Origin of the sequence: Lottiidibacillus patelloidae (genome assembly GCF_002262935.1) — a bacterium.
GTDB lineage: Bacteria > Bacillota > Bacilli > Bacillales > SA5d-4 > Lottiidibacillus > Lottiidibacillus patelloidae.
In genome coordinates, this window is sequence record NZ_NPIA01000006.1 from 1 (window position 1) to 21,820 (window position 21,820).

Annotated in this window: 23 protein-coding genes; 22 read left to right on the top strand and 1 reads right to left on the bottom strand. The window is 38.8% G+C overall.

Translation table 11 applies throughout. From position 1 onward, the window contains the following. Nucleotides 1-622: 622 nt before the first annotated feature. The 21 genes from CIB95_RS11335 (at nt 623) to CIB95_RS11435 (ending at nt 20,426) form a co-directional block, all read left to right on the top strand. Nucleotides 623-997, top strand: a complete 375-nt coding sequence (locus tag CIB95_RS11335; RefSeq protein WP_094925257.1) for an NADH-quinone oxidoreductase subunit A — start codon at nt 623-625, stop codon at nt 995-997. Next, on the top strand, nt 988-1,506 hold the full coding sequence (locus CIB95_RS11340) for a NuoB/complex I 20 kDa subunit family protein (RefSeq protein ID WP_142296500.1): 519 nt from the start codon (nt 988-990) through the stop codon (nt 1,504-1,506). Before CIB95_RS11335 ends, CIB95_RS11340 begins: the two co-directional genes overlap by 10 nt. Further along, nucleotides 1,503-2,591, top strand: a complete 1,089-nt coding sequence (locus tag CIB95_RS11345) for an NADH-quinone oxidoreductase subunit C (RefSeq protein WP_233144124.1) — start codon at nt 1,503-1,505, stop codon at nt 2,589-2,591. Before CIB95_RS11340 ends, CIB95_RS11345 begins: the two co-directional genes overlap by 4 nt. Before the next feature lie 6 nt (nt 2,592-2,597). Continuing rightward, on the top strand, nt 2,598-3,698 hold the full coding sequence (locus CIB95_RS11350; protein WP_094925261.1) for an NADH-quinone oxidoreductase subunit D: 1,101 nt from the start codon (nt 2,598-2,600) through the stop codon (nt 3,696-3,698). Continuing rightward, nucleotides 3,698-4,696: an NADH-quinone oxidoreductase subunit NuoH gene (gene nuoH / locus CIB95_RS11355; RefSeq protein WP_094925263.1), complete on the top strand. Its 999-nt coding sequence runs from the start codon at nt 3,698-3,700 to the stop codon at nt 4,694-4,696. The genes CIB95_RS11350 and nuoH overlap by 1 nt, the downstream gene beginning before the upstream one ends. Nucleotides 4,697-4,741: 45 nt before the next feature. Beyond that, nucleotides 4,742-5,161, top strand: a complete 420-nt coding sequence (gene nuoI, locus CIB95_RS11360; RefSeq protein WP_094925265.1) for an NADH-quinone oxidoreductase subunit NuoI — start codon at nt 4,742-4,744, stop codon at nt 5,159-5,161. Further along, a complete protein-coding gene (locus CIB95_RS11365) occupies nt 5,158-5,676 on the top strand; it encodes an NADH-quinone oxidoreductase subunit J (protein WP_094925267.1) in 519 nt (172 codons plus the stop codon). Before nuoI ends, CIB95_RS11365 begins: the two co-directional genes overlap by 4 nt. Further along, on the top strand, nt 5,669-5,983 hold the full coding sequence (gene nuoK / locus CIB95_RS11370) for an NADH-quinone oxidoreductase subunit NuoK (protein WP_094925269.1): 315 nt from the start codon (nt 5,669-5,671) through the stop codon (nt 5,981-5,983). The genes CIB95_RS11365 and nuoK overlap by 8 nt, the downstream gene beginning before the upstream one ends. Before the next feature lie 25 nt (nt 5,984-6,008). Then, entirely contained in the window at nt 6,009-7,877 is a 1,869-nt protein-coding gene (nuoL, locus tag CIB95_RS11375) for an NADH-quinone oxidoreductase subunit L (protein ID WP_094925606.1), read from the top strand. Further along, nucleotides 7,874-9,343 (top strand): complex I subunit 4 family protein, encoded by a 1,470-nt coding sequence (locus CIB95_RS11380; protein ID WP_094925271.1) that lies wholly within the window; start codon nt 7,874-7,876, stop codon nt 9,341-9,343. Before nuoL ends, CIB95_RS11380 begins: the two co-directional genes overlap by 4 nt. A gap of 3 nt (nt 9,344-9,346) precedes the next feature. Continuing rightward, on the top strand, nt 9,347-10,831 hold the full coding sequence (nuoN, locus tag CIB95_RS11385) for an NADH-quinone oxidoreductase subunit NuoN (protein WP_094925273.1): 1,485 nt from the start codon (nt 9,347-9,349) through the stop codon (nt 10,829-10,831). A 140-nt stretch (nt 10,832-10,971) separates the two neighbouring features. Further along, nucleotides 10,972-11,451, top strand: coding sequence for a CBO0543 family protein (locus tag CIB95_RS11390; protein ID WP_094925275.1), 480 nt, complete (start codon nt 10,972-10,974; stop codon nt 11,449-11,451). A gap of 114 nt (nt 11,452-11,565) precedes the next feature. Next, on the top strand, nt 11,566-12,330 hold the full coding sequence (locus CIB95_RS11395; protein ID WP_094925277.1) for a DUF6612 family protein: 765 nt from the start codon (nt 11,566-11,568) through the stop codon (nt 12,328-12,330). Nucleotides 12,331-12,360: 30 nt separating this feature from the next. After that, nucleotides 12,361-13,803, top strand: a complete 1,443-nt coding sequence (locus CIB95_RS11400) for a hypothetical protein (protein ID WP_094925279.1) — start codon at nt 12,361-12,363, stop codon at nt 13,801-13,803. 122 nt (nt 13,804-13,925) lie between these two features. Continuing rightward, on the top strand, nt 13,926-14,456 hold the full coding sequence (locus CIB95_RS11405) for a hypothetical protein (RefSeq protein ID WP_094925281.1): 531 nt from the start codon (nt 13,926-13,928) through the stop codon (nt 14,454-14,456). 13 nt (nt 14,457-14,469) lie between these two features. Continuing rightward, nucleotides 14,470-15,054, top strand: coding sequence for an HD domain-containing protein (locus CIB95_RS11410; RefSeq protein ID WP_233144125.1), 585 nt, complete (start codon nt 14,470-14,472; stop codon nt 15,052-15,054). A gap of 182 nt (nt 15,055-15,236) precedes the next feature. Beyond that, on the top strand, nt 15,237-15,470 hold the full coding sequence (locus CIB95_RS11415) for a DUF1146 family protein (RefSeq protein ID WP_094925285.1): 234 nt from the start codon (nt 15,237-15,239) through the stop codon (nt 15,468-15,470). Nucleotides 15,471-15,758: 288 nt separating this feature from the next. Then, entirely contained in the window at nt 15,759-16,502 is a 744-nt protein-coding gene (locus CIB95_RS11420) for a YwmB family TATA-box binding protein (protein ID WP_094925287.1), read from the top strand. A gap of 32 nt (nt 16,503-16,534) precedes the next feature. Further along, nucleotides 16,535-17,845, top strand: coding sequence for a UDP-N-acetylglucosamine 1-carboxyvinyltransferase (murA, locus tag CIB95_RS11425; RefSeq protein ID WP_094925289.1), 1,311 nt, complete (start codon nt 16,535-16,537; stop codon nt 17,843-17,845). Nucleotides 17,846-18,465: 620 nt separating this feature from the next. Next, entirely contained in the window at nt 18,466-19,488 is a 1,023-nt protein-coding gene (spoIID, locus tag CIB95_RS11430; RefSeq protein WP_233144126.1) for a stage II sporulation protein D, read from the top strand. 110 nt (nt 19,489-19,598) lie between these two features. Beyond that, nucleotides 19,599-20,426 carry a M23 family metallopeptidase gene (locus CIB95_RS11435; RefSeq protein ID WP_094925292.1) on the top strand — a complete coding sequence of 276 codons (828 nt, stop codon included), beginning with the start codon at nt 19,599-19,601 and terminating at the stop codon, nt 20,424-20,426. 142 nt (nt 20,427-20,568) lie between these two features. On the opposite strand, the gene CIB95_RS16520 is transcribed toward CIB95_RS11435, so the two are convergent. Further along, nucleotides 20,569-20,700, bottom strand: a complete 132-nt coding sequence (locus CIB95_RS16520; RefSeq protein ID WP_269844993.1) for a hypothetical protein — start codon at nt 20,698-20,700, stop codon at nt 20,569-20,571. Nucleotides 20,701-20,791: 91 nt separating this feature from the next. Between CIB95_RS16520 and CIB95_RS11440 the strand changes: the two genes are divergently transcribed. Beyond that, nucleotides 20,792-21,640 (top strand): DUF1028 domain-containing protein, encoded by an 849-nt coding sequence (locus CIB95_RS11440; RefSeq protein ID WP_094925293.1) that lies wholly within the window; start codon nt 20,792-20,794, stop codon nt 21,638-21,640. Nucleotides 21,641-21,820 lie beyond the last annotated feature (180 nt).

Sequence of the window (21,820 nt, forward strand, 5' to 3'; positions counted from 1 at the left end):
CTCTCTTACGACTCTTAATTTAAACTTTTCACTATATTTTGCCATACAAAAACACCCCAGATGTTAGAATTTTAACTCTAACTTCTGGGGTGCAGTACCAATTCATGGGGTATTTTTATGTAAAAAAAGAAAGTACATGTACTCAACATGCACTTTTCTTATTGGAAAAATATGCATTGCCATATGCATTATCTTACATTTTGAAACGGTCAATGTCTGGGGACCATTTGCGACAATACCACCTTGAACTGCCATTAAAACAACTAAATAAACCGTCTTGAAAATTTTTGCAGATAAGACTCCAAATTGATAAAAAAGTGGGATAGTTTAATCATTTTATACTACTGTGACATTCTCACGTTTAATCCTAAATATATCTTCTCTATCTTCACCTTTATTGCTCCCCACACTCTATTCTATGTCTAGCAAATTAATCGGACAGGGTATCAATCTAGTAAATGAAAAAATAAGAAGACAACCTAATCTGAGATTTCACGTACCGAACATTGGCTTCCCTAATTAGAGGCGCTTTCCTCTGTCGACACACCTATGCTCATTTGCTATAATGGTATACGGTTACATAATGGGTGAAATCTATACTAATGTGTTTGAGGGGGATAAAATGGAACAGTTAAATATTTATCATAATAGCTATTTAATCGTTACAGCATTCTTGCTATTAGGAATATTACTACCTGTCGTTGCGCTAACGCTAGGACGCTTGTTACGCCCTGCAAAACCGACAGAACAAAAACAGACGACGTATGAAAGTGGGATTGAACCGTTTCATGAAAGTTGGGTTCAATTTAATGTTCGTTATTATGTATTTGCATTATTATTCGTTATTTTTGATGTGGAAACAATCTTTTTATACCCATGGGCAGTTGCCTATGACAGGCTAGGCTTGTTTGCTCTAATTGAAGTGTTAATCTTCGTTGTATTACTACTAATTGGCCTTGCTTATGCATGGAAAAAGAAGGTGTTAAAATGGACTTAAGACTAGAAAATATTACGCCAGCGGAACAGGAAGAGTTAAATCGTAACGTCTTTTTCGTGACGCTTGAGCAAGTAAAAGCATGGGCGCGAAGTAACTCACTTTGGCCGATGACATTCGGTCTTGCATGTTGTGCGATTGAAATGATGGGTGTCGGTTCTTCGCACTATGACGTTGACCGCTTCGGTTCCATTTTCCGTACGTCACCTCGTCAATCAGACGTGATGATCGTATCAGGTACTGTTACGAAAAAAATGGCTCCAATTGTAAAGCGACTTTACGATCAAATGCCTGAACCTAAATGGGTAATTGCGATGGGCTCTTGTGCAACAGCAGGTGGACCATACATTAACTCATATGCTGTCGTTAAAGGTGTTGACCAAATTGTACCTGTAGATGTTTACATTCCAGGCTGCCCTCCAAACCCAGCTGCATTAATATATGGAATTAATAAACTGCAAGAAAAGATTCGCTATGAAGCGAAGACTGGAAAGCAGGTGACTAATTCGTGAGCGAACTAGATAAAGAGAAAGCGAAAAAGCTAGCAGCAGCGAAAGCAAAAGCCGCAGCAGCTGCTAAGAAAAAAGCAATGGAACAAAAGTCAGCAGCTGGGACGGAAGATACCCCTGCAGCTGATGATGATAAAGAAAAAGCAAAAAAACTAGCAGCAGCGAAAGCAAAAGCCGCAGCAGCTGCCAAGAAAAAAGCGATGGAAGCAAAAGGTGCAGGAACAGAAGAAGCCCCTGCGGTAGACGACGATAAAGAAAAAGCGAAAAAACTAGCGGCAGCGAAGGCGAAAGCCGCTGCAGCTGCCAAGAAAAAAGCAATGGAAGCAAAAGGTGCTGGAGAAGAAGACGCACCCGCAACTGACGCTGATAAAGAAAAAGCAAAAAAATTAGCGGCAGCGAAGGCGAAAGCCGCTGCAGCAGCCAAGGCAAAAGCCGCCGCGAAAGCGAAGTCTGGCGAAGATGCTCCGGCCGGAGACGATGAAAAAGCAAAAGCGATCGCCGCAGCAAAAGCAAAAGCAAAAGCAGCCGCAGCAGCCAAGGCGAAAGCTGCAGCAGCAGCGAAAGCTAAATCTGGTGGATCTGCAGCTGAAGAAGAACAAGAAAAGCCATCTGCAAATCAACCAACACTTGATAAATATGTAAAAATTATTGAAGAAAACCTCGGCAAAGAAGTTTTAGAAGATTCCTATATTAATCGTTTAGCAAAAGACGTACCGACGCTCGTTGCTAAACCAGAGTCTTACTACAAAATTGCCGAGTTACTAAAAAATAATGAAGACCTTTCATTTGAATACGTTTCTGAGCATCATGGCTCTGATTTCGAAACACATATGGAAGTTTACAATCATCTTTTCTCATTCAAGCATAAACACTCAGTCGCTTTAAAAGTGAAAATTGATCGTGATAAGCCAGTCGTTGCGTCAATTACACCTCTATGGGCTGGTGCGAATTGGCCAGAATGTGAAAGCTATGATTTATTAGGAATTAACTACGAAGGTCACCCGAAGCTAGAACGGATTTTAATGCCTGATGATTGGGTAGGATATCCACTACGCAAGGATTATGAGCCTTATGATGTGGAGGTGTAGGTTAGTATGATTCGTACGGAAGAAATGCTACTTAATGTTGGACCACAACATCCAAGTACGCACGGCGTTTTTCGTCTCGTTTTAAAAATAGATGGAGAAGTCATTAAGGAAGCAAAACCTGTCATCGGCTACTTGCATCGTGGAACGGAAAAACTAGCAGAAGACTTACAATATACGCAAATTATCCCGTATACAGACCGAATGGACTACTTATCCGCAATGACGAACAACTACGTCATTTGTCATGCTGTTGAGACAATGATGGGACTAGAAATTCCAGAACGCGCTGAATACTTACGTGTCCTCGCAATGGAATTAGGTCGTGTAGCTTCTCATCTCGTTTGGTACGGTACATATTTATTAGATATCGGTGCAATGAGTCCGTTTTTATATGCATTCCGTGAGCGTGAAATGATTATTAACATGCTAAATGAACTATCAGGAGCTCGTTTAACATTTAACTACATGCGTGTTGGTGGAGTGAAATGGGATGCGCCTGAAGGCTGGATTGAAAAGGTTCGCGAATTTGTTCCTTACATGCGTGAACAACTTGCAGGGTACCATGAGCTTGTATCTGGAAATGAAATTTTCTTAAACCGTGTTAAAGGTATCGGCCATTATACGAAGGAAGATGCATTCAACTACTCATTAAGTGGAGCAAACTTACGCTGTACAGGAGTAGATTGGGACTTGCGTAAAAATGAGCCATACTCGATCTACGACCGCTTCGATTTCGAATCAGTAGTCGAAGAAGGCGGAGACGCGTGGGCACGTTTCAAATGCCGCATGCGCGAAATGGAAGAGTCATTAAAAATTATCGAACAAGCGGTAGAACAGTTCCCTGAAGAAGGTCCTTACATGGCGAAAGTTCCCCGTATTATAAAAGCTCCAAAAGGTGAAACGTACGTACGTATTGAATCACCACGCGGAGAAATAGGTTGCTATATTGCAAGTGATGGGAAAAAAGAACCGTATCGCTTAAAGTTCCGTCGTCCATCATTTTACAATTTGCAAATCCTTCCGAAACTATTGGAAGGAGAAAACATCGCTAACTTAATTACGATCTTAGGCGGTGTCGACATCGTCCTCGGGGAGGTTGATGGGTAATGATAAACGATTTATTAGCAGCAGCACCTAGTTGGATGAACTTTTTATTCTTTTTTGCATTAGGAACAGGATTACTTCTTGCCGTGCTAGGTTTCGTTACTTACGGAATTTTAGCAGAGCGTAAAGTGCTAGGTTACATGCAAGCTCGTCACGGCCCGACACAAGTCGGTGGTCGCTTCGGTCTCTTACAAACAGTAGCCGACGTTTTAAAACTATTATTAAAAGAAGATACCATTCCGAAAAAAGCAGATAAGCCAATGTTTATTATTGCGCCTGTGTTAGCTTTCGCGCCAGCGTTTATGGTACTTGCAGTTATTCCTTTTACGGAAAACTTACAATACGCTGATGTCGGTGTTGGCTTACTTTATTACATTGCAATCTCAGGAATTACAACGATCGGTGTAATCGCTGGTGGTTGGGGTTCAAATAACAAATACGCACTACTTGGTGCAATGCGTTCTGCAGCGCAAATGATTTCATATGAAATTCCGCTAGTTATGTCAGTAATCGGTATTATTTTACTAACAGGAAGTATGAACTTAATCGACATCGTTGAAGCGCAAGAAACGTGGGCATTTATTTTTAAACAACCGCTCGCATTCGTTATTTTCTTAATTGCAGCGACAGCCGAATTAAACCGTACTCCATTTGACTTACCGGAAGCAGAGTCAGAGTTAATTGCTGGTTTCCATGTCGAGTATTCCGGATTCCGCTGGGCATTCTTTATGCTAGCTGAGTACGTTTACTTATTTGCAATGGCGTCTTTAATTACTGTGCTATTTTTAGGTGGTTGGCAGGCAATTCCATACTTAGGATTCATTCCAGGAGTAGTCTGGTTCTCACTTAAATTCATCTTCGTTATTTTCCTAATGATTTGGTTCCGTGGGACGTTCCCGCGCGTCCGTGCTGACCAGTTAATGGAGTTTGGCTGGAAAGTATTATTACCACTTGCATTAGCGAATATCTTTATTACGGCTTTACTAAAAGAATTGTTTTAATCACGATGTTCTTTCCATTGAAAAACATCCAAAGGCGGTGAAAACATGCTAGGTTTAGCAAAAGGCTTAAAATATACATTACAAAACTTAACGAAAAAGAAAGTCACGTACGATTATCCAAATGAATCGTTACAGATGCCAGACCGCTTCCGTGGAATTCAAAAGTTTTATCCGGAAAAATGTATTGTTTGTAACCAATGTGCAAATATTTGTCCAACGGATTGCATTCAACTCACAGGGAAAAAACACCCTGATCCGAATAAAAAAGGAAAAATTATTGATACGTATGACATTAACTTTGAGATTTGTATCCTTTGTGATCTTTGTACCGAAGTATGTCCAACGGAAGCAATCGTCATGACGAACAACTTTGAACTTGCGGAGTATTCCCGTGACGACCTATTTAAAAACTTACAATGGCTTGATGAAAATGATGAGAACGTGCGAAAGGAGAATAAGGCATGAGTGGAGAATTAATTGCTTTTTTTATCCTTGGTCTCATAGCAATCGGTGGAGCAGTCCTAATGCTAAACTTATCAAAAGTAATGCATATGGTCTTAGCGCTCGTCTTTAGTTTTTTAAGTATTGCAGGGATTTACGTTCTTTTATCTGCAGAGTTTATCGCAGTCGTACAAGTACTCATTTATTCAGGTGCAATTACGATTATTATGTTATTTGGAATCATGCTTACACGTCATAACGATACTAGTGAACCGCAAAAAGCACCTTTGAAAAACTTACTTGTTTTACTCGGTGTGGTTGGGTTCTTCCTAGTGATGTATTTCGCGGTAAATAACTTAACATTTGGCGAGCAAGCGACAGACTTACATGTAGATAACACAGCAAACATTGGGATTGCTTTATTTACAGAGTATGTCATCCCATTTGAATTAACGTCCGTCTTGCTACTCGTTGCTCTTGTCGGTGCAATCGTATTAGCAAAGCGTGATGATGAGAAGGAGGCAGAGGGCGATGAGTAGTATTCCTTTATCGGTATTCTTAGTTCTCGCTTTAATCCTTTTCTGTATCGGGCTATACGGAGCGTTAACGAAACGAAATACCGTTATCGTCTTAATCTCGATTGAATTAATGTTAAATGCAGTAAATATTAACCTCGTTGCTTTTAGTAAATACGGCATTAATCCTGGTATTACAGGGCAAGTATTTACGCTCTTTACAATTGCAGTAGCAGCCGCTGAGGCAGCGGTAGGTTTAGCGATTTTAATAGCGTTATACCGTAACCGTCAAACAGTTAACATTGATGAAATGGATCGACTAAAGCGATGACGAAAAAAGGGGATTGTGATAAATGATGATGGAACTAGCATGGCTCATTCCGCTTTTACCGTTTCTATCGTTCCTCCTTCTACTAGTTTTCGGCCGCATGTTAAAAGAAAATAGTGCCTATGTAGGTATAGTCCTATTACTAGGTTCTTTCATTCTTTCATTGCAAGTGCTGTTCGAAAGACTACGTGGAGAGAATTATAAAGTGGAAGACACGTGGCTGACAATCGGAAACATGGACATTACGATGGGGATTGAAATAAATCAATTAAATGCGTTAATGCTCGTCATTGTTTCGTTTGTTAGTTTATTAGTACATGTTTATTCAAAAGGTTACATGCATGACGACAAGCGCTTCTCTGTCTTTTATGCATATTTAGGATTATTTACATTCTCAATGCTTGCACTCGTACTATCACCAAACTTGTTGCAATTATATATTTTCTGGGAGCTTGTTGGTGTATGTTCATTCTTACTCGTAGGATTTTACTTTTATAAAGAGGAAGCAAGAGCTGCAGCGAAAAAAGCTTTCATCGTTACGAGAATTGGAGACGTTGGTTTATTTATCGCGATGATTCTCCTATTCTGGCACGTTGGTAGCTTTGAATATGATGAAATTTTTGCATCGGTTGCAAGTGGTGATTTAACATCGAACATCATTACAATTACGGCGATTTTAATTTTCGTCGGGGCAATCGGTAAATCTGGTCAATTCCCGTTACATACTTGGCTTCCTGACGCGATGGAAGGTCCAACACCAGTATCGGCTTTAATCCACGCAGCAACAATGGTAGCTGCCGGGGTGTACTTAGTAGCAACGATGTATCCACTGTTTTTAGCTAGCGAACTAGCGCTTTCAACAGTAGCGATTGTCGGTGGTGTAACTGCTATCTTTGCCGCTTCGATTGGACTTGTGCAAACAGACATTAAACGTGTTCTTGCCTATTCAACGGTCAGCCAATTAGGGTACATGATGTTAGCATTAGGTGTTGGCGGATATGTCGCTGGAGTATTCCACTTAATGACACATGCATTCTTTAAAGCATTGCTATTTTTAGCAGCTGGAAGTGTTATTCATGCAGTGCATACGCAAAACATCGAAAAAATGGGTGGCTTATGGAAAAAGCTAAAATGGACTGCGCCGTTATTTTTAATCGGTACACTGGCGATTAGTGGAATTCCACTATTTTCAGGATTCTTCTCGAAAGAGGAAATTTTAGCAGCTGCGTACTTAAATGGTGACTATGGCTTATTTGCTTTAGCTTTAACTGCCGCATTTTTCACAGCATTTTACATGTTCCGTCTCTTCTTCATGGTATTTATGGGTGAAGTACGTGAAGCGAACAAAGATGCACACGAGTCTCCATTAGTGATGGTTGTTCCGATGGCGTTATTAGCATTTTTAGCAATATTCGCTGGATATGTAAATACACCTTGGTTTGGTACATTCCTAGGGGATTGGTTACTTCAAGGAAATGAAAGCTTTGCACACGGCGATCATCATCCACCAGTTTGGATTGCTTTAGTAGCAGTATTAGTTACACTACTAGGTATTTACTTAGCTTGGGCAATGTATGTGAAGAAAACGATTAACCGTCATTTCTTAGCGAGAGTATTCTCACCAATTTATAAACTATTATTAAACAAGTATTATATCGACGAACTATACAACGTAACGATTGTGAAATTCACGAGAGCGTTCGGTCTCTTCTTAAATTACTTCGACAGATTTGTCGTAGGCGGAATTGTTACAGGGGTAGCACTGTTTACGGACGGAATTGGCAGAATTGGTTCTCGCGTTCATAATGGTCAAACGCAAATGTACGGAGCAGTAGTAATCTTCGCACTTGCCGTTATCGTAGTACTATTCGCTTGGACAGGGGGGCTTTTAGGATGATCGACACATACTTGTTATCATTACTCATATTCTCCCCGCTTCTCGGAATGCTAGTAATTGCATTTTTACCGAAGCACTTAGAAAAAACAATTAAACTAGTTGGTTTTCTAACAACATTACTGCCACTTAGCTTAGCAGTTTACGCGTATCGCTTATTTGATAACGCTGGAATTGCTGGACAGTTAGCGGAAAGCATGGAATGGATTACTTTTCATGGCTATGAAGTTCGCTATGAGTTAAGCGTTGGTGGACTTACTATTTTACTAATTTTATTAACAGCTGTTATTGCGAGTTTAGCGGCAATCGCCTCTATTCATATTAAAAAAGAATGGAAAGGGTACTTCCTCCTATTCTTACTTTTAGAATTAGGGATGCTCGGAGTATTTGCTGCAGAAAACTTATTGTTATTTTTCGTCTTTTTCGAAATAACGTTAATCCCGATGTTCTTCTTAATCGGAAAATGGGGTTATGACGAAAGAGAAAAAGCAGCATTTTCGTTCGTTATTTATAACGGCTTAGGATCAGCTGTATTATTAGTAGCGATTTTAACGTTGTTTGTTTTAACAGGCACAGTTAACTTAGATCAATTACCAGATGGCATTGCTGCCCTATCTGACGGGACGAAAATGGGACTTCTTTTAGCATTATTCGTTGCATTCGCGGTAAAGTTACCTGTCTTCCCATTACACACATGGATGCTACGCGTCCACGTTCAGGCACCACCGTCAATCGTTATGATTCACTCGGGTATTTTATTGAAAATTGGTGCTTACGGATTAATTCTCGGGTTAACATTATTTCCCGAGCAATTTGAAAAAATCGCCTTTTTCATTGCAATACTAGGTGTTATTAACTTACTGTACGGAGCATTTCTTGCTTTCGTTCAACGTGATTTAAAAATGGTTCTTGCTTACTCAAGTATTTCGCATATGGGAATTGTCTTAATTGGTTTAGCTGGCTTAAATGAAGCAGGGATCCAAGGAGCGATTTTCCAAGTTATCTCACACGGATTTATTTCCGCATTGTTGTTCTTCTTAATCGGTGTTTTATATGTCCGTTCAGGTACAACATTTATTGATGAGTTAGGCGGGATTGCTAAGAAAATGCCACTTTATGCTGGCTTTTTACTAGCAGGTGCCATGGCTTCTCTTGGACTTCCAGGAATGAGTGGGTTCATCTCTGAACTTCAAGCATTTATGGGACTTTTTGAAGTAATGCCAATCGTAGCTGCAGTAGGTACACTTGGAATTATTTTAACAGCAGTTTATCTTCTTCGTGCCGTACTTAACGTCACGTTTGGAGAATTACATGAAAATGCAAAAGACTTTTACGATATAAAATCATGGGAATTCGTACCAATCATCGTTCTGTTTGCCTTCATTATCGGAATTGGGGTTTATCCGAATATTATTGTAGACACACTTAAGATGACAGTAGATGCACTAATGGTTAGGATAGGAGGGTAACGCATGGATTTAGAAACATTGTTAAGCTACAGTTGGGGAAGCATGCTTCCTGAATTCATCATTCTAGGTACAGCGACCCTCCTGACATTGATTGATCTATTTATGGGAGATAAAACAAGCCGTAAGCCACTTGCCTATTTAGGTTTAGCGGGAGTTATCGCTGCTTTTATCGCCTTAACGATGCAAATCGGTGATCCAGTCAGTATTATTTTAAATGAAACGTATCGTTTAGATAGCTTTGCGATTGCCTTTAAATTAATACTACTAGCAGGTACAGGTCTTGTCCTTCTTCTAGCGGTGAACCATAATGACCGCGGCGAAATGGATGACCACGGAGAGTTTTACTATTTATTTTTAACAGCTCTTCTTGGGGCAATGATGATGGCTTCAAGTGCCGACATGATTACATTATTTATTGGACTTGAACTCGTATCGCTATCATCTTATGTGTTAGTTGGTATTCGCAAACGTAACAAAAATGCCAATGAAGCAGCAATGAAGTACATCTTAAATGGTGGTATTGCTACAGCGATTACGTTGTTCGGGATGAGTTACATTTACGGACTAACTGGTTACACGAATTTATTTTTAATCCATGACTCATTACAATACGGAATGGCCGTAGCGAACCAAGATATTTTGCTTATTGCAATAATTATTACGTTCATCGGTTTAGCATTTAAAATTGCTGCCGCTCCATTCCACATGTGGGCACCAGATGTTTATCAAGGTGCACCAACACCAGTAACAGCATTTTTAAGTGTTGTTTCCAAAACAGCTGGTTTCATCATGTTATGGCGTTTAGTATTAATCGTTATTGACGTTCTTGATGTGGAGTATCAACAATACATCGAAAACATGTTAATCATTCTTGCTGGTTTAACGATGGTAGTTGGTAACACGATTGCCTTAAAACAAACAAACATTAAACGCATGTTTGCTTACTCAAGTATTGCTCATGCAGGTTACTTGCTCGTTCCGTTCTTTGCTGGTGTCGATACGATGGTAACGCTTTGGTTCTACCTCGTTGTTTACTTATTTATGAACATCGGAGCATTTACAATTATTCAAATCGTTTCCGAAAAAGAGCGTACAGCAGAAATAACTGCCTTTGGTGGACTTTACAAACGTGCACCATTGTTAGCTAGCTTAATGGGGTTATTCTTAATCTCACTTGCCGGTATTCCTTTTACAGCAGGATTTATGGGGAAAATTTGGATTATCTTTGGCGCATTATCAGAAGAACTATATATATTAGTTGCTGTTATGATTACAACGACGGTAATTTCATATGTGTATTACTTCCGCGTCATGATGCAAATGTTCTTCCGTACACCATTCTCAGAAGGTAAAGTGAGCGCGCCGGTTACAATGTTGATTGTCGCATTCATCTGTGCAGCGGGGACATTAATTTTAGGAATCATGCCAGGACTTGGGATCGATTTCTTTGAAAATAACTTTTATATGATTGATTTATTCGTAGAGTAAAAGGAGGGGGCTTCCCCTTCTTTTTTTATATAGAAAAGTATTTCGTGTTCACAATATGCTTTAGATTGCAAACCGGAATATGATTATGTATCGAAAATTGTTGGGTATGCTAAAAAAGATAAAGATAGGAGGGGTTAAGCATGAATATTGAAAAAGGCATGCTTCGCTTTGGGATAATCTTTGGCTTGCTAGCCTTTCCAACGCTATTTCGTAAACAGAAAAATAAACTATGGCTTTCGTTATTTCTTATCAACGGAATTACGAACCATCTCATTGATCGAATTTTAGTTAGAAAAAAGAAGTTAAAATATCCTAAAAGGCACTTACCAAAAATCTTTAAAGTGAATGTGACTTATGATTATTTAGTCTGTTCCTATATTTCTGTATGGTTTTGCCAAACAACGTATAATGATAAATTTTCTAAAATATTAGCAAAATCATTTTTGTTTGCAGTACCGCAAGCGGCATATGAAATCTTTCTTGAACGAAAAACAAAGTTACTCCACTTCAAAAGAGGTTGGGAGTGGTACCATTCCGCCTTATTAGTACTCCTTGTAAAACTATTATCTAGATGCTATTTATCAGTAGCGAAGCTTATACTTAAGAAGAAAAAACAATAAACAAAAGTAGACTAGCGATGAGCACTAGAAAATTAGGTGCTCTTTTTTGTGTAAAAATATGTTAAATTAGTAGAGGGTAAGTGAGTGGCGAAATATTGATATTGGAGGGGTTTCTTGAAAAAATTAATTGGATTATTACTACTAGTACTCTTATTAACCGCTTGCACCGAAAAAGAAACGGTGGAAACCGTAACAGAAAAAGCATATCAAGCCTTAGCAAAAAGTAATGTCTTACATATGAGTGGGAACGTTTCGATAAGTCTTGATTTTGAAACGAAAAAGGAATACGACTTTGAGAAAATAATCCAAAAGGAGCCTTTTGTTTATTATGAAAGGCATGATACAATTCCTTATCCGAACGAGTTTTATATCACAAATACAACGTGGTTTAAAATGGATAAGAAAGTAGGCGGCTTTATCCACGACACACGTAGAAATGCAGAGAAAGAGATCAGTTACATAAGTAATGTTAGCCAGGCCATTCTTGCCGAAGCGAAGTCTATTAAAAAGCTAGCTGAATTCAAACAATACGCTACGTTAGTGGAGCTACCATCATCTCAATATAAATTAGAATTTTCCAGCACCGACTCGGAAGTTTTAGCAAAATACGTTGAAGGTAATAGCATTACTGAATTATTTAAAGAGTTGGCCGAATACAAAATAACTCATCTCGATGAAACGATTGTTGTGAATAAAGAAACATTCCAAGTAACAAATAGAGTGATTTCACTAACACTTACTGGTAAACGAAATGAAAGCGATCAACCAGTAAAAATGGATATCATCGTCAATATGCTGGACGTTACCTACGAGATTGACAACGAACTCGTTGTCCCAACTGAAGTAATAACAGAAGCAAATGAAAACACAATTAACTAACAATGAAGAAAACAACTGGGGGAAAGACAATTGAAAAAAATAATGGCACTACTTATGATTCTTTTTGCATTAACAGCTTGTGGCAATAAAGAAGAAACGACAAAAGAAGCAACAAAAGCAGCGGAAAAGGCGACGTTAGAAACGGTCGCAGAAAAAGCAGCGCAAGCAATGGCTGATACTAATGTCATTCAAATGAAAGGTAATTTCACCTTTACATATAATGGTGATCAAATCTTGGATTATCCAATCGAGCAAACAGTGCAATTAGAACCATTTATTTACCATGAACTGCATGACCAATTTCCGAGAGTTGAGTATTATGTTACGGACGAAGATTGGTATAAAACAGTCGGTGAACATAGTGAATGGCAAAAAGATACGCGTGCTAATGCCGATTTAGAATACAATGATGATTACTTTAACAAGTTCATGAAGAAAGAGTCAGCTTCGATTGCTAAATTAGTAGAAGTAAAAGAACAAGTAACGTTTGAAGAGCTTGAAGATTCCTACAAACTAACTTTTAGTAGTGCTGATGAAGCGGTGTTAACTACCTATGTAGAAGGTAATACAATCAATGATATGTTTGAAATAGTAGCCGAATATACAATAAACAGTATCGAAGAAGTACTTGTCATAAATAAGGAAACGTTCATGATTGATACGAGAAACTATGTGATCAATTTTGATGGTAAACTTACAGATTACCAGGATGAAACAGCAGCAATGGAGGTGACAGTTCACCTTAATGAGGTTAACTATGCACTCGATTCACCTTTGGTCATTCCAGAGCTTGTTATGGAACAGGCGAAATCAAACGTTAACAAAAGAAAAGGGATGGAGCTTTTAAAAGATGCTGCAGCAATGCTAAAAAGTGCAGAGTCAATTAGAAGTGAAAGTGACATTTACGTAACGATGAAAGCTAACGATGATGAACAACAATTCAATTTTTACACATATATAGTCCAAGAATATACGCCATCATTTAAATCTTATCTTTATTTTGAAGATGATGAAATGTATTCAGAAACACAATATGATGAAGAAGTCATGTACTCAAGTGTAGGTGAACAAGATTATTGGGATATCTCGGAAACGGATCCGGAATTAATAGAGTATTTATCAGAGGACATTGCTAATATCGTTGAAAAAATTGAATTAATCTCTGATAACGTAACACTTGAACGTTCAAAAGATTCCTATTTTGTTACGATCACTATAACGAAACATACTGATAGCATTCTGCAATACTTATTGGAAACGAGAGATTTTACGGAACTTATTTCATATTTAGGTACTTCACCTACAGTCAATTTCTTCGAAGAAACGTATGAAATTGATAAAGAAACTGGAGAGCTTTATAGCATCGAAGGTTACTTTGAATTTGCTGCTGGCGACAAGACGACAACGTTAGAATCATTTTCACAACTAGTCATTAATGATGTAACAGCAGATGATTTCTACGTAATTGAATAGACGGACATTTTGGACAGGCATGTGATTTCAGAATCATATGCTTGTTTTTAAAAATGAGAAACTATATTTGTATTGCTAATAATTGTATAATAAAGTGAAATTAGAAAATAAAGGAAAAAGAGGTGTTTCACATCCGAATTATTAATTTATATTTTGCGATTGCACTAATCACTATTTCTTTAGTAGCTTGTACTGAAGGAGAAAAAATACCATTCATAACATTACAAGAAGCAAAGATGAACCATGATGTACCTATGAATCAGATGATTGAAACAATCGAACTTGATGACTTTGTCGTCACATTTTATGAAACGGAAGAAGGTTTCGGAGTCATTGAGTTTGTAAAGCGTGAAAATGGTTGGGGATTTTCTGGATCATCATTACAACGATACAATACAGAATTGCCTTTAACTGATTCTGGGCTGACTGCTGGAGTAGACAATCAACTTGCCGTTTACTATGGACAAATCAATGATGAAAAGATTCAAAAGGTCATTGCCATCAAGGGTGGAAAGGAATTTATACCAATGGTGATTCAAGGTACCTATGGGTCATATTGGCTTTATACGTCTAATGAAGAGCTAGCCATTGATAAAGAGCACGATCAATTAATTGGTTTAGACAAAGACGGCAATGTCATTTACGAAAAATAAGGAGTTGAGGATAGTGGATATAATTAAAAAAGCGAAGGAATTTGCGACAAAAGCACATGAAGGGCAAGTCCGCAAAGTGCGAAGTAATCCATTCATCGAGCATCCAGAAGGCGTAGCGAAAATTTTACAAGATGCAGGAATGGCTGCTGAAGTGGTCGCAGCTGGCTGGCTTCACGATGTTGTCGAAGACACTCCGTATACAATTGAAGATATCGATAATGAATTTGGTGAAAAAGTAGCTACCATTGTTGCGAGCAATACAGAAAAAAAGCTTGAAGATGATGGCAACAAACGAGCGTGGGATGACAGAAAAAAAGATACAATAAACGCAATACCGGAAAAAACGATGGAAGAGCTGGCACTATTAATTGCCGATAAACTTGATAATTTACAAAGTTTATTCCATGACGCACTAGTCATCGAAAAACAAGGAGAAAAAATTGAGGATTTCTTTAGTAAGAAAATGGAAGATCAAGTGTGGTACTATACAACTATTAAAGAAGAAGTATTCGCCAATTTAGATCCAAAAAACGAAATTCCAGACTTTTTCATCGAATATGCTGCACTCGTCGAAAAATTTAATAAGCAATACGCGTAATATAAGGGTTAGCCAAAGGCTAGTCCTTTTTTCATATTTTTCATCTCTTCCCAGCAAATACAATAATTCGACATAATATTTCTTTTTTTATTTCCTTGGAAATGGTAAAATAGCACAAAATACAAAGAATTGTCGAAATATTTTTTATGACATGACTGTTAAATAAGGAGAACTACCTTACAATGGAACTTATTTTCGGCCAACAAGCAATTTTAAGTATTGTCGTGCACCTCTTTTTCATCGGAGTAGCATGGTGGGCATTACAAGCTTTAAAGTTTGATCTAATTGTTAAAACAACGGATGTATTGCGCGCTAGAATTTTATTTATTTTTATAACGATTGCATTAGGTTCTGCAGTTGCCGAGTTCTTTTTAGCTTATTTTTATTATTCGATGCAACTAAAGTATTTATTCTAACGTCTAATTGTATAGATGATGAAATTCTCATGACCCTAATCGATCGTCTTTTCGAATGATCCAGCTTCAGCAATCAGCGACTAGTAAGCTTCACACTTTTCATTTGCGATAAGTCAACAGCGAAGCTCTGCTTCGTGTTTCCTTTATCTCATTCAAAGTGTTCCACCTTATACGTCGCTATGCGATTGCATCAGCTTTTCGTTTTTTGTCATAAAATGACGACATCTTCCATGTATGATGCCCCTCTCTTACAGGCAACAATGTAAATAAGGAGAGGAAGTGTCGGAGATGAAACAATTAGCAATCGTATCGTTCATATCTATTTTTGGTATGTTTTTTTCACTCCATACGTTTGGAGAACATTCACAAACTGAAGTGACACAAACAGCGACTGAAATTATCGAAGTGATGAACCAGGGCGATATTGAAGTAGATGGCTGGACGTTATATGCGCGTGAAAATGCTCAAAAGCTACATTCAGAAAAAGAGATGCAAGCATGGATTGCGCAAAAAAAAGAAATGTTACAAAGTTTCACTTGGACACAGTTGGTCAAAGATTCTAACGGCTTCAAGATTACAGCAACGAAAGAAACAAGTGTCATTGAAAAGGTAACTTTTATTATGTACGGACAGAAAGAAATGTTTTCGACGTATATTATATACGAGGTTACAGGAACTAAATGGAATGAAAACATAGCAGAAAAAGTTAATGAAAAAATAAATGTACGGTCGATGCAATTATTTGAGGAATTCCCTGTAATTTTCACTTGTATCAAAGGTAATGCGGGTGATAGAATGATGGAGTCTTTAGACGACGAAGCAAGGAAACTGTTAGTTGATCTTGATGCAAAAACAGTTGAAAGTTTAACGGAAGAGCATTTTGTATCATACTCTGCTTATAGTAACCGCTTCGACACGTCAATATCCACAGATAATACAGCAATGAATGTACAACTTGCACTGCGAAATGAAGGAATGGGCGGTAAAACAACCGTCATAATTGGCACACCAATAATAACGATTGAATATTAATATATAGAAAATGGACGCGGAGGGGAATTGCCTTGGAAAAAATAATCGTCCGTGGTGGTAGGCGTTTAAAAGGTACTGTAAGAGTTGAAGGTGCCAAAAATGCTGTATTGCCTGTCATCGCTGCATCTTTATTAGGTAGTAATAACAATAGTACGATTTTTAATGTGCCAGCTTTAGCTGATGTATATACGATAAGTGAAGTTTTACGTAGCTTAAATGTCGATGTAACATTTGAAGATGGTCAAATCAAAGTAAATGCAACAAAGCCGTTGAAAACGGAAGCACCTTTTGAATATGTGAGAAAAATGCGAGCTTCATTTTTAGTAATGGGACCGTTATTAGCGCGTGTTGGTCATGCGCGTATCGCACTTCCTGGTGGATGTGCAATTGGGCAACGTCCGATTGAACTACACTTAAAAGGATTCGAAAAAATGGGAGCAACAGTAGATATCGGAAACGGTTATATAGAAGCACGTGTAACAGGTCGCCTTAAAGGCGCAAAAGTTTATCTTGATTTCCCAAGCGTAGGTGCAACGGAAAATATCATGATGGCTGCAACACTTGCTGAAGGTGTAACAACGATTGAAAACTGTGCAAAAGAACCAGAAATCGTTGACCTTGCGAACTATTTAAACGCAATGGGTGCGAAGGTTCGCGGCGCAGGTACTGGTATGATTCGTATTGAAGGTGTTGATTCACTTAACGGTACAACACATACAATTATTCCTGACCGAATTGAAGCAGGAACATTTATGTGTGCAGCAGCAATTACAGGTGGAGATGTTCTCATTGAGAATGCAGAACCAGATCACGTACGCCCGTTAATAGCTAAGCTTGAAGAAATGGGAGTGCAAATTTCAGAAAAAGAAGAAGGGATTCACGTTGTCGCACCTGAGCAATTAAAGCCAGTTGACTTAAAGACGATGCCTTATCCTGGTTTCCCAACTGATATGCAATCACAAATGATGGCACTTCTATTAAAAGCAAGCGGCACAAGTATGTTAACAGAAACGGTATTCGAAAATCGCTTCATGCACGTCGAAGAATTTGGACGTATGAGCGGTAACATCAAAATCGAAGGTCGTTCTGCCATCATAACTGGGCCAGCGCAATTACAAGGTGCTGAAGTAGCTGCAACAGATTTACGTGCAGCAGCTGCATTAATTCTTGCTGGTTTAATTGCTGAAGGATATACACGTGTTGTAAAACTACATCACTTAGATCGCGGTTACGTTAATTTTGAAGCTAAACTATCTGCTTTAGGCGCTGACATCGAAAGAGTCATCGATGATGTAGAAAGTAAAGATCAAAACACATTAAAAATCAATCCTAATTTTGCATAACACAACGAGAGGCCTGCCCAACATGGTATGGCTTCTTTTTTTTGGTGGTTAGTTGGTTAGGTGGTTAGTGTTTAGTTGGTTAGTGTTTAGTTGGATAGTTATTAGTGATTAGTGGTTAGTGGTTAGTTGGTTAGTTGGTTAGTGTTTAGTTGGTGATAGGTGGTTGAGCAAAAGCCCTGCTTTTTGTGATGCCGAAAAAATTTAACGTAATATAGTAAAATCCACGACACTCCAGCGGGATAACGAGCCAGACGAGACCCCACAACGACGAGGTACGAGTGAGGAGGCTCGTGAATCGTCCGCGGAAAGGGAGTGGATATTTGCGATTGCGAGGAATATCATGTTGCCCTCATTCAAAGTGTCCAGTTTACACATCGCAATCAATCCCTACCCACTAAATCCCTATCTACCCATCCACCTACCCACCTATCCACCTAACCAACTATCTAGCTACCCACCTAATCCCTATCCACCTATCCACCTAACCAACTATCTAGCCACCCACTTATCACACTAAATCGCCTGCCCTTTTCTTGTTCTAAATGCTTGTCCTTTTTCATATGTTGTACTATACCCGTGATAAACACGCGGTAAACATCATATTGGAGGCATGCTGGAATATGAATCTAAAACCAATCCTAGCTTTCGTTACAGTAACTATTTTCCTTGTTCTAATCTTACCAGCTCTTCTCGTACTTCCTTTTAGTGGAGATGACAAAGAATATGTCGCACAAAAGGACAACCCTAACAAGCAATATGAACCTGTCATTGCCGTGCCAGAACCATCGATAGACATCGCAGTCTTTCGTTATAACGCTAATAAGATTGAGACTGTTGACCTTGAAGATTATGTGATCGGTGTTGTCGCTTCGGAAATGCCGGCTGAATTTGAAGAAGAGGCACTAAAAGCACAAGCATTAACTGCGCGAACTTACATCTTAAGACAGCTCATGTACCCAAGTGACATTAAATTGCCAGAAGGGGCAGATGTGACAGATACGGTTTACCATCAAGTGTATCGCAATTACGAAGACTATAAAAAGCTTTGGGGCGATGACTATGAATGGAAAATTGCTAAAGTAAAACAAGCGGTATATGCAACGTCAGGAGAAATTTTAACATATAATGATCAACCAATTACTGCGTCATTTTTCTCTACGAGTAATGGGTATACAGTTAACTCGGAAGACTATTGGGAAAATGCTTTTCCATACCTTCGAAGTGTTGCAAGTCCGTGGGATGTCAATAGTCCACGTTATACAAAGACCATTACGATTTCCAAGAGTGACTTTGAAAAGAAACTCGGTGTTTCCCTTCCTAGTGGAGATAAAATTGGTTCAGTAGTTTCGCGAACGTCAGGTGATCGCATTGGTGAAGTGATCATCGGTGGAAAATCATTTTCTGGGCGGGAAGTGAGACAGAAACTAGAATTACATTCGACAGATTTCACATGGCAGCGAAAAGGGAATGAAATAACGATTACGACGAAGGGATATGGGCACGGCGTTGGGATGAGCCAATACGGTGCAAACGGGATGGCACTTGAAGGTAAGACGTATCAAGACATAGTTAATTACTATTATCAAGGCGTAAAAATCTCTTCGATTGACGCTTATTTACCAGGGGCGAAAAAGAAAAAGTAATTTTCATGCATAAAATGAAAGTGTTTGTCGAAAAATAAATAGATAAATTTTTTGCTAATATGTATATATTACCAGCAATCTGTTCAGAATGATTGCTGAGGTGATGAAATATGAAAGAAGAAAACAAACATTCTTCTAATCAACAAGGTTGGCAAAAATATGCCAAAAAGCGTTGGTTTTATCCAACAGTTTATATTGTTGTAGCAGCATTGGTAATTAGCATTGCCTTTTGGATGCAAGGAGAACAACAAGCTAACATTGACAGTGGCGAGTATAATTTAGACCAATACGTCAAGTATCCTAGTGATGATCGAGACAACGATGGTTCAGTCCCTGTCACTAATACGACTGAAATGGTCGGATGGCCTGTTGTCGATAGCTCTGCAGCAACAATCTTCACTCCTTTCTATGATCCTAGAGCATCTGAAAGTGAGCAAGAAGCAGCAATCGTAGTTTACAACAATATTTACTACCAGAACAAAGGTATTGACCTTGTGATGCAAAACGGGGAAGCATTTGATGTAATCGCTGCAATGAGTGGAACTGTCACTCGTGTAGATAAAGACGATCACATGGGCTATGTCGTTGAAATTGAGCATGCGAATAACGTGATGACTCATTACCATAGTTTAGCTGACGCGAGAGTTGCAGTAGGTGATACAGTTTCACAAGGAATGATCCTTGGAACAGCTGGTCGTAGCGTGTACAACCAAGATGCTGGTATTCACGTGCATTTTGAAATCCGTTATGACAATAATGGAGTAATGACTGCAGTAAACCCAATTGATTACTTCAACCAACCAATTACGTCGATTCCTAAGAAAAAGGAAGACAACGGAAATGGCGAAGATGAAGGCGATCAAGACGGTGATCAAGAAGAAAATCATCAGGAAGAAGAAAATCCTGAGGATAATGATACGCCAAATAGTACAACCTAATAACAATACGCGCATAGTATTGGAGATAGCCGCTGGCATTTGCCGGTGGCTTTTTCTTTTGCATTAAATAGGGTGATAAACTTCAGGACATGAAAAAAGTGCTACATTAGCCTATTGCCCAGTAGCACATTTTTTTAAACAACTAATAATCATCTGCTTTCGTATATTCATCGCAATATTGGCAAAAACCGCAGCTAGGACAAACTTTTAAATCAAAACAATCACTACAATCGACCCATGAACCATAATACCCACACTCTTTGCACTCGCCCATTTTCACACCTCCTATTATGTTATATGCAAGAAGCCTGTAAATTTTCAGAATATATAGTAAAATAGATAAAAAGGTGTAAAGGATGAGGAAAATGACTTTTTCAATCGTTGGTTTTGATCCAAACACGAAAGAACTTGGTATTGCCGTACAATCAAAATTTATTGGCGTCGGTGCTGTTGTTCCATGGGCCAAAGCTGGTGTAGGAGCGGTTGCTACACAATCCTATGCAAATACGACTTATGGACCAAAAGGGCTAGAACTTATGGAGCAAGGAATATCAGCAGAAGAAACGATTAAGCTCCTGACAAACGAGGATGAAGGAAAAGAATATCGCCAAGTTGGTATTGTCGATAGCAAAGGTAATGCCGCAACATTCACTGGAAAAGACTGTTATGACTGGGCAGGAGGAATTGCCGAAGAAAACTTCGCAGCGCAAGGGAACATCCTTGTAAGCGAAGAAACAGTCCAAGCAATGGCAGACACCTTTAAAAACACGGAGGGAACTCTTGCAGAACGCCTCCTAGCAGCTTTAGACGCAGGGCAGGAGGCTGGCGGAGATAGTCGGGGTAAACAGTCTGCCTCATTGCTTATCGTTAAAGAAGCGGGTGGTTATGGTGGTTACAATGACCGGGCAATTGATTTACGTGTTGACGACCATCCCGAGCCAATCAAAGAATTGATCCGTCTCCACTCGTTGCATCAGCTTTATTTTGCAAAAACAAAGCCAGAAAACATTTTAAGTATTAAAGGACTCGTTCGCAATGAACTTATCGAGCAGCTGCACCGCCACCAATATTTGAGTGAATCGAACCCAACCGATGAAGCGTTGCAACAAGCACTTCGCACTTACATTCATACGGAAAACTTTGAAGAGCGCGAACTTGAACAAGGAAAAATAGACAAAGAAATACTAACGTACATGCAAATGAAACAAGCATAATATTATCAAATAGCTTTTTGCTACGTTACCATTATAGTAGGGATTTATAAATGGAAGCAGTCGCTGATTATCAGTTAGACTGCTTTTTCTAATTTTTTATGTTTGCTCCGAAGTAATGTGATATAAATCACAGAGGTCAACCGAGAATAACTATACGATTAAGGAGGCAAAAATGTGCAT